This is a genomic window from Cupriavidus sp. GW822-FHT02D05, assembly GCF_058802485.1.
In genome coordinates, this window is record NZ_JBXAOE010000051.1 from 1 (window position 1) to 12940 (window position 12940).

A 12940-nucleotide genomic window follows, 5' to 3' on the forward strand; every position below is an offset into this window, starting at 1 on the left:
AGTTGGTTGATCTTGCCGCTGGTTGGCTCCCCTCTCCCACTTGTGGGAGAGGGGCCGGGGGAGAGGGCGGGCGCTTGCTATGCCGCGATGCCTTCGTTACGGCACGGGCCGACAGCCTCCCGGGAACTTACAGCCGGAAATACTCTTCCGCCGCTGGTTCGCGCACCGGCTTGCACACCAGATCCCCGGCATTTCCCGCGTACACCAGGCAATCCCCCGGCGTATCGCGATTGATCACGCTGACCCCCTGCGCAATCACCGATCCATTGCCCACATGGCTGCGGCCGATGATGGCGGTATTGGGATACATCACCACGCCGGCGCCGATCACCGGGGCGGCGCCGTGGTTCTTGCCTACCGTGGAGTTCTGGTACAGCACGAGGTAATTGCCGTAGGTGGCTTTTGCCAGCACGATGCCGACCGAGTGCCCGATCAGGAAGACTTCGGGCATGATCACCTCGTAGAAGAGGTCCATCGCGTTGAGCGCCTTGTTCAGGCAGAACAGCTTGGTGCACGCGCGCAGGTCGCCGCCATCGCGCCAGATCGAGTTGGACAGGTAGTAGAGAAAGGTGGCGTACTGGCTGGAGTGCAGGTAATCGAATTCACCTGGCCGCCACATCCGGACCGCATCGACGCAACGGCCGGTCCTGGCGAGTGCCTCGTCCAGATAGCGTTCGAGCGCGGTCCGGTGATCCGCGCCATCCGGAAAAAAGCTGGCCAGCTGTGCTTGCACATAGCTGGCCAGTCCGGCCCGGTCGGTGCCGATTAGCTTCATGCCTGTTTGCGGTAGTTCATGTAGACCAGGGCGGCTTGCGGATCCTGCACGGCAGGGTCCTCGTACCAGCGCACCATGTCTTGCGATCTCTCCACATTCAGGGGGACTCGCTTTTCCTCGACGAAGCCGACCTTGCGATAGAACTCCAGCGCGCTATTGTCGGATCGCACCCTGACCGCGAGGTGGCGCAGGCCGAGCTGGTGCTCGGCCCAGTCCAGCATCGTGCGCAGGGCTTCCTTCATCAGCCCGCGCGGGGAGGCGCCACCGCTGACGATGGCATCCGCTTCACCGTAGCTGGCATCCCAGTCGATGAAATCGATGCCGACATGGCCAAGCGGCGTCCCGTCAAGGCTCTCCACCATGAACAGCAACTTCGAGGGGTTGGCGTGCACGTAGTCCACCAGCCACTGCTCGGTGCGTTTGGCATGCGCGGCGAACTCGGTCAGGAAGGACTTCACATGGCGATTGCGCCATTCGCTGAGCAATTCCAGGTCGGTCTGCGCGATGCAGCCGGGCCGGGTCGGAATGGGCCGCAAGACGGCCACGACCGGCCGGCCGACCGGGATGACCACGCCCACCTGGCTCGTTGCGGCGCTGGCCTTGATGCTGGCAATCAGCTCTTTGCCGGAGATGCGCGTGTCCATGTCAGCCCACCACTTTGTCAAAATAGCTACGCACCTTGGCGGCCACTTCGCGCACGATCGCCAGATCCATCTTGGAGTACAGCGGCAGCGACAGGATTTCCTTGCCAACACTGTTGGTGACCGACAGGTCGCCCGCCTTGCAGTCCTTCCACAGCGTGAACCAGTGGCCCGGCTGCCAGTGAATGCCGGTGTCAACGCCGTTCTCCTTGAGGTACGCGCGCAGATCGTCGCGATGGCCTTCGGGCACGCGGATGTAGTACAGGAACGGGTTTACATCTTCGAACTTCGACTTCGGCGTGCGCACCATGGGCACATCGGCCAGCAAGCGGCTGTACTCCACGCAGGCATCGCGGCGCGTCTTCGCGATGGTGCCGATCTTGCGCAGCTGCGCCAGGCCGACGGCGGCATGCATATTGATCATGTGATAGCGATAGCCAACGCGTTCCACATCGAAGGTCCAGGCACGCTGGTTCTTGTACATCACGGCTGCCGGCTGTTGCATGCCGAGCAGGCGCAGCTCATGCACCAGTTTCAGGTCTTCGGGCGTGCTGACCACGATGGTGCCGCCGTCCAGGCAGGTCACGGTCTTCACCGGATCATGGCTGAACACGCAGATATCGGAGAAGCTGCCGACCGGCTTGCCCTTGTACTTGGAGCCAAAGGAGTGCGCCGCATCGTGAATGACGCGCAGCTTGTGGCGCTTGGCGAACGCGGCCACTTCGTCGTGGTCGCACAGCAGGCAGTCGTAGTCCATCACGATGATGGCCTTGGTGCGCTCGGTGACCAGCTCTTCGGCGCGCTTGAGGTCGATGCACAGCGTGTCGTCTTCGCAGTCGCAGAACACGATCTCGGCGCCCACCTGCGTAATGACCTGGAAGTCCGCCGAGCAGTTGAACGACGAAACGATGACCTCGTCGCCCGGGCCCACGCCGGCCACGAGCAGTGCCACGTGCAGGCCGGCCGTGCCGGTGCTGACGGCGGCCACGTATTTGTCTTCGGCGCCGATCAGCTTCTTGACTTCTTCCTCGAACGCGGACACGTAGCTGCCCATGCCGAGCCAGCCGAGCTCAAGGGCTTCGCGGCTCGCCTGGATTTCTTCTTCTTCGATCAGCGGTTTGAACATCGGAATCATGTCGGGTCTCCTGCGTTGGGTTGGTGTTGCCACAGTGGATGTTGTTGGTCGCGTGGAGAGAGGATGGGATTCTCCAGCGGCCAGGAAATATCGAAAGCGGGATCGTTCCAGCGTACGCCCGCCGCGTGGGCGGCAGAGTAGGGGGCGGACATCTGGTAGAACATCTCGGTGTCGTCGCAAAGGGTCTGGAAGCCGTGCGCCACGCCTTGCGGCACGTAGAGCATGGCGCCGTTGTCGCTGCTGAGCTCAAACGCCTGCCACTGGCCAAAACCCGGCGTGCCCTCGCGAAGGTCCAGCAGCACGTCATGCACCTTGCCCCGGGTCACGCGGATCAGCTTGGCTTCCGCGTACGGTGCCGCCTGGTAGTGCATGCCGCGCAGCGTCCCGCGCTGGCGGCTATAGGACACATTGCACTGAACCAGGCGCGCATCCAGGCCCTGCTCGCGAAATGCCTGCTCGCACCAGGTGCGGGCAAAATGGCCGCGGTCATCGCGGAGCTGCTCTGGCTCGACCAGGAACACGCCAGGCAAACGGGCGGCAACGAACTTCATAGGCTGCGCACCTCCGGGATCGGCACCAGGAACTTGCCGCCCCATCCGCGGATATGCGCCATCTGGCCCATGATCTCCTCGCGCAGGTTCCAGGGCAGGATCAGCACGTAGTCGGGACGATCCGCATCGATGGCTTCCGGCGCCAGCACCGGAATGCGCGAGCCTGGCAACAGCGTGCCTTGCTTGTGGGGATTCCGGTCTACGGTGTAGTCGATGAAATCGGTGCCGATGCCGCAATAGTTGAGCAAGGTGTTGCCTTTGGCCGGTGCGCCATAGCCAACCACGCGCTTGCCGGCGCGCCGCGCGGTCACGAGAAAGTCAAGCAGGCTGCGCTTGGTGGCGCGCACCGCTTCCGCAAAGGCCGTGTAAGGCGCGAGCGTGGTCAGGCCGGCGGCCTGCTCCGCCGCCAGGCATTGCGAGACTTGCGCGGTGACGGCGTGCGCGGCGGCCTGGTGACAGACAAAGAGGCGCAGGCTGCCGCCATGGGTGGGCAGGGTCTGCACATCGAACACGCGCAAGCCCGCGCGTGCAAACACCGGCAGCAACGCGCTTAGCGACAGGTAGGAGAAATGCTCGTGGTACAGCGTATCGAACTGCGTTTCGGCCATCAGGCGCAACAGGTGCGGGAACTCGAGGGTGATCACCCCTTCAGCCTTGAGCACGCGAGGCATGCCGCCGACAAAGTCGTTGAGGTCAGGCACATGCGCGAGCACGTTGTTACCAAGCAGGAGATCGACCTGCCAGCCCTCGTCGCGCAGCGACTGTGCTGCATCGCGGCCAAAGAACACTTCGCGGCTGGCGACACCGCGCTCGCGCGCGGCCGCGGCGGTGTTGCCCGTGGGCTCGATGCCCAGGCAATCGATGCCGGCCTGCACAAAGTACTGCAGCAGGTAGCCATCGTTGCTGGCGATCTCCATCACGCGGCTGTCCCCGCCCAGCGCGAAGCGCTTCGTCATGTCCTCGACGTAGCGGCGGGCGTGCTCCAGCCAGGAGGCAGAGAACGAAGAGAAGTAGGCGTAGTCGTCGTGAAAGTGGGCCTGCGCCCCCGTCACGTCGCTGAGCTGCACCAGCCAGCAGTGGTCGCAGACTAGCGCATGCAGCGGATAGAACATCTCGCCCTTGCCAATGTCTTCGCGCTTGATGAAGGCGTTTGAGACCGGGGACAGTCCCAGGTCGACGAAGGTGTGCACCAGCGGCGAGTCGCAGGCGCGGCAGTTACCGTGGTTGGGTGCGGCGTCTGTCATGAGCTGAATCGATCCAGTTGTTGTTCGGAGAGGCTACGCGCCAGGTGTGGGTCGCGCTGGACCGCGCCATACCACTCGGCGGTAGCGGCCAGTGCCTCGTCAAGCGTCCAGCGCGGACGCCACGACAGCACTTGTCGGGCCTTGGCCGAATCAAGATACAGGTAGCGGGCTTCATGCGGCGCTTGCTCCCGGGCGGCCTCGTCGACCTCCCATTGCAAGCCTGGCCAGTGAGCCTGCAGACGCGTGAGGACCTCGGCCACAGGGAGGTTATCGGTAGCGGCGGGGCCAAAGTTGAAGGCCTCCGCCAGTGCTTGTTCGCCTGCCCACAGGCGTTCACCCAGCAGCAGGTATCCACGCAGCGACTCCAGCACGTGTTGCCAGGGACGCGTGGCTTCCGGGTTGCGGATGCGCAGCGGCTGCGCTGCCGCTGCGGCGCGCGCGGCATCCGCGATCAGGCGATCCATCGACCAGTCACCGCCACCGATCACGTTGCCGGCACGCGCGGTCGCCACCAGTACCCCGCTCCCGGCCAGAAAGGCCCGCCGGTAGCTCGCCGCCACGAGCTCCGCGCCAGCCTTGCTGGCACTGTAGGGATCGTGGCCGCCGAGCGGGTCAGTCTCCCGGTAGCCCCACAGCCATTCGCGGTTCTCATAGCTCTTGTCGGTGGTGACCACCACCACGGCGCGCACCGATGGGCAGGCCCTCACGGCCTCCAGCAGGTGCACCGTGCCCATCACGTTGGTGGCCCACGTCTGCACCGGCTGATCGTAGCTGGCGCGCACCAGCGGCTGCGCGGCGAGGTGAAAGACGATCTCGGGCTGTGCCGCGTGCAGCGCGGCGGTCAAGGCAGCCTGGTCGCGGACATCGCCATGGTGGTGCGCGTGCATGCCCGCCTCGACATCGGCCAGGGTGAACAGCGCCGGGCTGGTGGCGCAGGGCAGGGCATAGCCGCTCACGCGCGCGCCCAGCCGGGTCAGCCACATCGCCATCCAGGCGCCTTTGAAGCCGGTATGGCCTGTCAGGAAGACAGAGCGCCCGGCGTAGCAGGACAGTGCATGCATTACCAACATTTCCAGGGAGCGGAGCCGGACTGCCACATTTCTTCCAGCTGGGTCTTTTCGCGCAGCGTGTCCATGGGCTGCCAGAATCCGTCGTGCTCGTAGGCCAGGAGATGCCCTAAGCGTGCCAGCTCCTTCATCGGCGCTTGTTCCCAGGGGGTCTGGTCGTCGGCGATCAGGTCCAGCACCTCGCGCTCGAGCACGAAGAAGCCCCCGTTGATCCAGCCGCCGTCGCCGCGCGGCTTCTCGGAAAAACCGGTGACCATGCCCTCATTGGTCCGCTCGAGCGCGCCATAGCGCCCGGGAGGTTGCACTGCGGCGACGGTTGCCCAGCGTCCGTGGTCGCGGTGGAATGCGATCTCCGCACTCAGGTCGATGCTGGAGACGCCGTCGCCGTAGGTGAAGCAGAACGACTCGCCAGGCGTGAGGTAGTCGCGCACCCTGCGCAGCCGGCCGCCGGTTTGCGCATCTTCGCCGGTGTCGACCAGCGTGACCCGCCACGGCTCTGCCTTGCGGCAATGCACGTCCATGCGGTTCTCCGACATATCGAAGGTGACGTCCGACATATGCAGGAAGTAGTTGGCGAAGTACTCCTTGATGACGTAGCCCTTGTAGCCCAGGCAGATGACGAAATCATTGATGCCGTGCGCAGCGTACATCTTCATGATGTGCCACAGGATCGGCTTGCCGCCGATCTCGATCATCGGTTTGGGGCGCAGGTGCGACTCTTCGGAAATGCGGGTACCAAGCCCGCCCGCCAGGATGACGGCTTTCATGCGGCTTCCTCCAATACCTGGATGCCCAGGATTTCATAGGTCGTGGGTTTGCCCTGGCGCTCGATAAAGGCGAGATCCAGGCCGAACTGCTGCTGCAGGATGTCAGCCAGGGGGCTTTTATCGTGGCCGCCTTCGTCCATGCGTACGCTCAGCAGCCGATAGAGCGGCACGTGGTACGGGCGCAGGTTGATGCTCTCCATCAGCAGTTCGAGGGCGCGGTCGTGGTTGCCCAAGTGCTGCTGCATCTCGCCTAGCGCGAACGCGACCAGCCAGTGCTTGCTCCACTTTGCCGACATGTTCTCCAGCAGGCTGCTCAGCTCGATATGTCGCCCTTCCTCCAGCAGCAGGCCGATGGTCAGCACGAGCTCTTCCATGGAATGCCATGCGCCGGCGCAGAAGACGCCATCCTGGGTGCGTGCCTCGAGATGGCTCACGTCGCGGTGCTGGCCAACCAGCGCTACCGCCTGGCTTTCGAACCAGCGCGCGAAGCCGGCGGCGTCGAAGATGGCGCTTTTCTCGAAGCGGTGCCGCATGCTCAGGCGCAGGGCATTGAGCTGGTCGAGGTTGCTGGCCAGGCTGGCCGCCACCGTGACATAGGCTTCTTCGGTTTCGCAGATCAGCTCGTACAGCCCCATGGCGTGCAAGAACGGCGCCGAAACGCGGGTGTGGAACGGGGCGCAGGCCAGCGTGACCACGGGCACGCCCATCCAGAGCGCGTCGCAGGTGGTATTGCCGCCAGTAACGGGGGAGGTATCGAGCACGATGTCGATATCGTGGTAGGTCAGGTATTGGTTCTTGCCTTCCCTCGGTATGCAGGTCACCCGCTGCGTATCGATTCCGGCCTGCTGCATGCGCTCCAGAAGCGGAATCCTTACCTCGTCCCGGTCGAGTTCCGCGGCTTCCACAAGCAGCCGGCTATCCGCGCAGCTTGCCAGGGTGGCGCTCCAGAGCCGCAGCGTGCGGTCCGCGATCTTGCCGAGGTTGTTGCAGGAGCCAAAGGTGATGAAGCCGTTGCGGTTGGCGGGTGTCTCGCGTACCTGGTATTCGGGCTGGTAGGCCTTTAGCGGACTATTGATCATCGGGTAGTAGACCGCGAAGATGCCCGGCGCGCGCAACAGGTTCTCCGTGTAGTGCGATTCGGCTCCCGCCGGGTCGCCGATCCAGTCCGTGATGCGATGGTGGATGGCTGGCATCCCGGTGCTGCCGGGATAGCCCAGCCAGGTGAGCTGGACAGGGGCCAGGCCGTAGACCATGTAGTGCAAGGGCGAGGTGCCTGTGTAGCCGCCAAGATCGATCAGCAGGTCGAGGTTTTCCTCGCGCACTGTTCGCACGACTTCGTTCTCCGCCATGTTGGCCACGTCGACGAAGCGATCGCAATACATGGCGATCTTCTGCGTGACGGTATCCCGATAGGAGTGCAGGCTGAGCGCTACCACTTCGAATCGCGCCCGGTCCAGATTGGCGATGAAGGGGATCAGGATGTACGAGCACGCGTGGCGGAACAAGTCATTCGAAAGAATGCCAATGCGAATGCGCTCGGACGCCGGTTTCGCTTGCACGTTCAGCAGAGGCTGGCGCTGGCTGGCAAGCTGCTGCGCGAAGCTGCTCGCTTCTTTCAGCAGATCGGCGGCGCCGGTTTTCTCGCCGAATAGCAACAGGAACAGCAGGTTGGAGCGGATGCTCTTGTTGCCCGGGTCAAGGGCCGCGGCCTTCCTGAGTACCGAGATCGCGTCTTCCGCGAATCCCGTGTTTTTCAGGTCGTTGGCGTAATTTGCCAGGATGGCGGGATTGTTGGGGGCGATCTCGAGCGCTTTGAGAGACGCGTGCTTGGCATCCGCGTGCAGGGCCAGCTTCTGCAGGACGATGACATAGTTGGCCCAGGCTGCCAGGTTGCCCGGGTGCACGGCGACGCAGTCCCGCAGCATGGCGCGGGCCGATTCGTGCTTGCCCATCGCGCTCAGGATGCGGGCGACCGTGACGATCATGTCGGGCTGGTTCGGGTGCGCCTTCAACCCGTCCTGCGCGATGCGGTCAGCCTGCTCGATCTGCTGCAGGCCGAGCGTGCCTACGGCGCGCCAGTAATATGCCTGGTAGAGGCTGGGGGCCAGCTTGCCGGCCTTCTCCGCATGTTCGATGGTTTCATGGTACCGGCCGGCGAAGTAGCTGGTCTCGGCCTTCTTGATGTACCGATCCGCTTTGGAGTTGGCTGCGTTGTTTTTCATTCTGGATGGGCTAGTTTGTCAGGCGAGGCGGCGCGCGGCCAGGGCTTGCAAGGCAGCCATCAGGCGTGGGCCGGTTCGAGGTTTTGCGCTCGCGCAATGTCGATGCCAAGCACTTCGAGGATCGTGGGCGCTCCTTGCTGCTCCAGGAACGACAGGCTTATGCCGAATTGCTGTTGCAGGAATTCACCCAGCATGCCCTTGTCGTACTGATATGCATCCATGCGGGTGCTGAGTAAGCGATAGAGCGGCAGGTGATAGGCACGCAGGCCGATGCTCCCCATCAGGTATTCGACGCAGGCTTCGGGCTGTCCGCTGTGATGCGCGATCTCGGCCAGTACATAGGCCGTGATCCAGTGCCTGGGCCATTTCGCGGAGAAGTTCTCCATCAGGCTGCGCAGTTCCACGTAGCGCTGGGCTTCCAGCAGGCCCGCGATCGCCACCACGATCTCCGCCATGGTGTGCCAGGCATCGGCGAAGTAGACGCCATCGCGTGAGCCGGCAGTCTGGCTATCGATTGGCCTGTGCGGCTGGACCAGGGTGGTCAACTGATCTTCCAGCCAGCGCGCGAATCCTGCGCTGTCGGCCAGGGGGCTCTGCTCGAAGCGGTGCCTGGTCGATAGCCGCAAGGCATTGAGCTCTTCGAGGTGGGTCGCCAGGTGCACCGCGACCTCGACATACTCGCGCTCGTCCGCGCACACCAGGCCATCGAGCCCGATGGCATGCAAGACACCCGCGGAGATCCGCGAATGGTAGGCGGCGCCGGCCCGCGATACCACCGGCACACCCATCCACACGGCGTCGCACGTGGTGGTGCCGCCGGTCAGCGGCCACGTGTCGAGGACGATGTCGATGTTGTTGTAGGTCAGGTACTGATTTTGCACCAGCCGCGGAACGCAGATGACGCTGGCCGCGTCGATGCCGACCCGGGCCAGGCGTGTCAGCAGTGGTCCGCTCACGGCGTCGTTGTCGATGTCACGCGCTTCGATCAGCAGCCGGCTGCCGGGGCAGCGTGCCATCACGGCGCCCCACAGGGAAAGGGTCTGGTCGGTCACCTTGCCCAGGTTGTTGCAGGAGCCAAAGGTGATCGCGCCAGTCCCGTTGCGCAGCGCTGGTGTGTCCTGGACCCGGTACTTGGATCCGTAGGCCTCGAGCGGACTATGGATCAGCGGGGCATATGTGCAAAAGGCGGGCGCCCTGAGCAAGGCTTCGCTGTAGTGCGGCTCGAATCCTTCTGGATCGCAGGTCCAGTCGGTGATGCGATAGTCAATAGCGCTCAACCCTGTGCTGCCGGGGTAGCCCAGCCACGTCATCTGTACCGGTGCCAGGCCGTGGACCATATAGGGAAGCGGGGAAGTTCCGGTATGCCCGCCGAGGTCGATTAGCACGTCGATCTGTTGGCCGCGCACGATGTCGACGATATCGGCGGTGGACTTGCCGGCCAACTCGATGAACTGGTTGGCGTGCAGCCGGATCTTGTCGGTGACGTGGTCGCTCTGCGGGTTGAGCGAGAACGCCACCACTTCTACGCGGGTGCGGTCCAGGTTGGCAAGCAGCGGCAGGATGAAGTAGGCACAGGCGTGCCGCAGCAGGTCATTGGATAGCAGGCCCAGGCGGATCGGGCCGCCGTCCTGGCGCAGGGCGTGCTTGCGCAGCGGGAAGCGCTGCCCGGCCAGCAGCAACTGCTCGTAGGCCCTGGCTTCGCGCAGCAGGTCGGCTGCCGTGGTTTCCTGCGCGAACAACATGGCGAACAGCAGGTTGGCGCGGATGGCGAGATTCTTCGGGGCCAGTCTTACCGCTTTCCAGAGTGCCTCCATGGCCTCGCCCATCTCCCCAATTTCCTTCAGGGCGAGGGCGTAGTTGCAGGCGGCGATGGGTTCGTTCGGATCGATGGCCAGCGCCTTGAGCGCGGCTTCCTTGGCCGCCGCGGGTTCGCGCAACTCCAGCAGCAGGGCGGCGTAGTGCACCCACGCGCTCAGCGAGCCGGGAGCGGCGCCGACGCAGCGCTGCAGCAGTTGCCTGGCTTGCTCGTGCTCGCCGTTGCGCAGCAGGACGAAACCGCCAAGAGACATCAGCTCGATGTCGTCGGGGAAATGCTGCAGCCCGTCGCGCAGGATCTCGCCGGCCTTCTTCGTATCCTGCAGGGCCAGCCAGGCTGCCATCTGCCAGTAAGAGGCGTCGGCCCGCTTGCCGAGGATCTGCTCCGCCTTTTCGGCTTCTCTGAGTACAGCGCGGTACTGGCCGGCCTGGTAGGCTGCGCGAGCCTTCTCGATCTGGCGGGGAGACTTGCTAGCGTTGGTAGGTTTCATCGGTTGGGCCCGTCTTGGCGGGCTGGTACAGGCAATGCGCTTATTGGCGACGCCGCCGCGTACCGGGAAAGGCGGTGTCGCGGCGGCATCGCCAGGCTGTTCCGGCCCCTGAAAGTTATCAGGACGACAGGCACGGGGAGGCCGGAATACAAGCCAAAAAAGAGGCTAATTCCGGAGGCGGGGCAGCATTGGGGTGAATGCGGCGCTTTCGGGGGGGAGGGCGGCCGCCGCCGGGGACTCAGCGAGGGCTGAACGTATTCGACGCCGGCGCGGAAGAACCGGCTTGTGCCTCGCCCTTTTCGAGCTGATACAGCCAGGCCAGCAATTCGGCCACGGCCACGTACAACTGCTCCGGGATGCGCGAGTCCAGGTCGACCTGCATGAGCAAGGTCACCAGCGCGGGGGAATTGTGGACATAGACGCCGCCGTCGCGGGCGCGGGCGATGATGGCGTCGGCCACGTCGCCGTAGCCCTTGGCGACCACGCGGGGGCTTTGGTCGCGCGTTTCGTCGTAGCTCAGCGCCACCGCCGTGCCGCGCGCGTTGTCGTCGGGCTGTCTCACCGCTTGGTGTTCCCGGCCGGTTGGAAGATGCCATCCACCGCCAACGCGGTGAGATCGAGGCCGGTCGCGGCGAGGCGATCCTGGAGCTGCGCGCGCGCGCCGGCCAGGAGGTTGACTGAGGCGGGCGCCGCCAGGCGTGCTTCGACACTGTTGCCGGTGAGCCTGATTCTGGCCTCCACGGTGCCGAGGTTGGGGAACTCGAGGACCAGCCGGGTTGACCAGGCGCCACCGGCAATGGCTTGCGGCTCGCCCTGCCCGCGCGCGGGGGTGTCATCTTGCTCGCGCGTGATCTGCCATTGCATCGGCGTGCCCGGCCACGCTTCGCCCATCCAGCGCAATTGCTGGGTCGCCAGGGTGTCGAGTTGCTGGCGTACCAGCGTGGTGGCATCCGGGTGCACGGCGGGGCCGGTGGCGCTGGTGGCTTGCAACGGGTCGGCGGCCGGCTTGCTTGCGCCGAAGATGTCGTCCGCCGAGAGATGCACCGTGCGCGGCGCTGGCGTGGCTGAAGCTGCCTGGTAGGCCTGGGTTGCCTGCTGGGCGAGATGTGCGGAGGGCGTGGACGGATTCGCGGCAGGCGCCGCCGTGGAGGCGGGGCTGGGGGCGGGCGTGGAATAAATGCCCGTGGCCTTCTGCGCTTGTGCCGGCGCGTCGGTACCGGGGCCTTCCGCGGGAAGCGGAAGGCTGCCCGAATCCGCCGTGACGGCGACGGCGGCCTTGGCGACGTTGGCAGCCACCTGGGCAGCGGCCTGTGCCGGGGCAGGCGCTGCCGCGCCCGCAGCCGGCTGATACGCCAACTGCAATACCGGTTGCGTGGCATCCGTGGTGGCCGGCGGCGCGGCGGGCGGGCGCCCCAGCAAAGCCTGGGGCTCGCGCATCAGGCTATCGAGCGGGCGCGTGCCGTTCAGCCATTGGCCGAGATGCGACTCATAGAACAGGCCGCTCTGCCCAACCTGGCGGGCCAGAGCGCTTGCCAGAGAACTGGCCTGGCCGCTGCCCGGCGGTGTGGCCACGATGGGCGCCGCGCTGCGCAGCGGCGCGGCGTCGGTGCCGTCCAGGATGTCGAGGATGACGCGTGCCGCCGTGCTGAACGACTCGCGCGCCGAAGTTGTTGCCACGCCTTCGGGCGCGGGCGGCATGCCGGTACCGACCGTTCCCGCCCGGCCTTGTTGCACGGTGTTGCCGCCCTCGGCAGTCCCCACCGTGTCGGTGACGGTGCCAACCGGCTGCAAGGCTGCCAGCTTGGCTACGGTTAGGGCGGACTTGAGCGCCTGCGGATCCGCGCGCAGGGCAAGCGATACATCTGCCGGAAGGTTGATGCCGATCATTTGCCGTATCAGGCCGGCGAGCCGTAGGCGTGATGCAGTTCCTGGCGGCGGCGCGAGTTATTCAGCAGGTACCCCAATTCCTCCATCTTCGGCGTGACCAGGTTGCGGATGGCGGCATCCTGCGACAGGATGTTTTCCAGCATCCGGTAGCGGTAGCGCCGCTCTTCGGCGCTCAGCAATGCCACGTCATCGATGCTCTTCAACGTGCTGACCTGGGTGACGTACCCGTTCTGCAGCGCGCACAGGGTATCCCAATTGCCCGCGCGCGCGGCTTCGCACATCAGGCCGGACAGGCGCAGCAGTTCTTCGTAGCAGGCGATGATCTTCTTCTTTTGCGGCAGCATG

12 protein-coding genes are annotated in these 12940 nt (G+C 65.0%); all 12 read right to left on the reverse strand.

The annotated features are described in order from the left end of the window. Positions 1 to 127 precede the first annotated feature (127 nt). Positions 128 to 775 carry an LbetaH domain-containing protein gene (locus AC1RQK_RS38360; protein ID WP_492814690.1) on the reverse strand — a complete coding sequence of 216 codons (648 nt, stop codon included), beginning with the start codon at positions 773 to 775 and terminating at the stop codon, positions 128 to 130. Further along, positions 772 to 1419, reverse strand: a complete 648-nt coding sequence (locus tag AC1RQK_RS38365) for a GNAT family N-acetyltransferase (RefSeq protein WP_006156068.1) — start codon at positions 1417 to 1419, stop codon at positions 772 to 774. Before AC1RQK_RS38365 ends, AC1RQK_RS38360 begins: the two co-directional genes overlap by 4 nt. Position 1420: 1 nt before the next feature. Next, the gene (locus tag AC1RQK_RS38370; RefSeq protein WP_183033372.1) at positions 1421 to 2551 is read right to left on the reverse strand and encodes a DegT/DnrJ/EryC1/StrS family aminotransferase; all 1131 of its coding nucleotides are present in this window, start codon (positions 2549 to 2551) and stop codon (positions 1421 to 1423) included. Further along, entirely contained in the window at positions 2548 to 3102 is a 555-nt protein-coding gene (gene rfbC / locus AC1RQK_RS38375) for a dTDP-4-dehydrorhamnose 3,5-epimerase (protein ID WP_492814692.1), read from the reverse strand. Before rfbC ends, AC1RQK_RS38370 begins: the two co-directional genes overlap by 4 nt. After that, positions 3099 to 4346, reverse strand: coding sequence for a methyltransferase domain-containing protein (locus AC1RQK_RS38380; protein ID WP_492814694.1), 1248 nt, complete (start codon positions 4344 to 4346; stop codon positions 3099 to 3101). The genes rfbC and AC1RQK_RS38380 overlap by 4 nt, the downstream gene beginning before the upstream one ends. Then, the gene (gene rfbG / locus AC1RQK_RS38385) at positions 4343 to 5407 is read right to left on the reverse strand and encodes a CDP-glucose 4,6-dehydratase (RefSeq protein ID WP_492814696.1); all 1065 of its coding nucleotides are present in this window, start codon (positions 5405 to 5407) and stop codon (positions 4343 to 4345) included. Before rfbG ends, AC1RQK_RS38380 begins: the two co-directional genes overlap by 4 nt. Further along, positions 5407 to 6180 (reverse strand): glucose-1-phosphate cytidylyltransferase, encoded by a 774-nt coding sequence (rfbF, locus tag AC1RQK_RS38390; protein WP_492814698.1) that lies wholly within the window; start codon positions 6178 to 6180, stop codon positions 5407 to 5409. The genes rfbG and rfbF overlap by 1 nt, the downstream gene beginning before the upstream one ends. Further along, entirely contained in the window at positions 6177 to 8402 is a 2226-nt protein-coding gene (locus AC1RQK_RS38395; RefSeq protein WP_492814700.1) for an O-linked N-acetylglucosamine transferase, SPINDLY family protein, read from the reverse strand. The genes rfbF and AC1RQK_RS38395 overlap by 4 nt, the downstream gene beginning before the upstream one ends. A gap of 59 nt (positions 8403 to 8461) precedes the next feature. After that, positions 8462 to 10708, reverse strand: a complete 2247-nt coding sequence (locus AC1RQK_RS38400; RefSeq protein WP_492814702.1) for an O-linked N-acetylglucosamine transferase, SPINDLY family protein — start codon at positions 10706 to 10708, stop codon at positions 8462 to 8464. 238 nt (positions 10709 to 10946) lie between these two features. Beyond that, positions 10947 to 11270: an EscU/YscU/HrcU family type III secretion system export apparatus switch protein gene (locus tag AC1RQK_RS38405; protein ID WP_492814704.1), complete on the reverse strand. Its 324-nt coding sequence runs from the start codon at positions 11268 to 11270 to the stop codon at positions 10947 to 10949. After that, the gene (gene fliK / locus AC1RQK_RS38410; RefSeq protein ID WP_492814706.1) at positions 11267 to 12595 is read right to left on the reverse strand and encodes a flagellar hook-length control protein FliK; all 1329 of its coding nucleotides are present in this window, start codon (positions 12593 to 12595) and stop codon (positions 11267 to 11269) included. The genes AC1RQK_RS38405 and fliK overlap by 4 nt, the downstream gene beginning before the upstream one ends. A gap of 8 nt (positions 12596 to 12603) precedes the next feature. Continuing rightward, a complete protein-coding gene (locus AC1RQK_RS38415; RefSeq protein ID WP_492372379.1) occupies positions 12604 to 12939 on the reverse strand; it encodes a flagellar protein FliT in 336 nt (111 codons plus the stop codon). Between the last annotated feature and the right edge of the window lies 1 nt (position 12940).

What these genes read in the sequence shown, in the direction of transcription:
- rfbF (WP_492814698.1), bottom strand. Translation starts at nt 6,180, where the DNA reads ATGAAAGCCGTCATCCTGGCGGGCGGGCTTGGTACCCGCATTTCCGAA.
- AC1RQK_RS38400 (WP_492814702.1), bottom strand. Translation starts at nt 10,708, where the DNA reads ATGAAACCTACCAACGCTAGCAAGTCTCCCCGCCAGATCGAGAAGGCT.
- fliK (WP_492814706.1), bottom strand. Translation starts at nt 12,595, where the DNA reads ATGATCGGCATCAACCTTCCGGCAGATGTATCGCTTGCCCTGCGCGCG.
- AC1RQK_RS38415 (WP_492372379.1), bottom strand. Translation starts at nt 12,939, where the DNA reads ATGCTGCCGCAAAAGAAGAAGATCATCGCCTGCTACGAAGAACTGCTG.
- AC1RQK_RS38365 (WP_006156068.1), bottom strand. Translation starts at nt 1,419, where the DNA reads ATGGACACGCGCATCTCCGGCAAAGAGCTGATTGCCAGCATCAAGGCC.
- AC1RQK_RS38380 (WP_492814694.1), bottom strand. Translation starts at nt 4,346, where the DNA reads ATGACAGACGCCGCACCCAACCACGGTAACTGCCGCGCCTGCGACTCG.
- AC1RQK_RS38370 (WP_183033372.1), bottom strand. Translation starts at nt 2,551, where the DNA reads ATGATTCCGATGTTCAAACCGCTGATCGAAGAAGAAGAAATCCAGGCG.
- rfbC (WP_492814692.1), bottom strand. Translation starts at nt 3,102, where the DNA reads ATGAAGTTCGTTGCCGCCCGTTTGCCTGGCGTGTTCCTGGTCGAGCCA.
- AC1RQK_RS38360 (WP_492814690.1), bottom strand. Translation starts at nt 775, where the DNA reads ATGAAGCTAATCGGCACCGACCGGGCCGGACTGGCCAGCTATGTGCAA.
- rfbG (WP_492814696.1), bottom strand. Translation starts at nt 5,407, where the DNA reads ATGCATGCACTGTCCTGCTACGCCGGGCGCTCTGTCTTCCTGACAGGC.
- AC1RQK_RS38395 (WP_492814700.1), bottom strand. Translation starts at nt 8,402, where the DNA reads ATGAAAAACAACGCAGCCAACTCCAAAGCGGATCGGTACATCAAGAAG.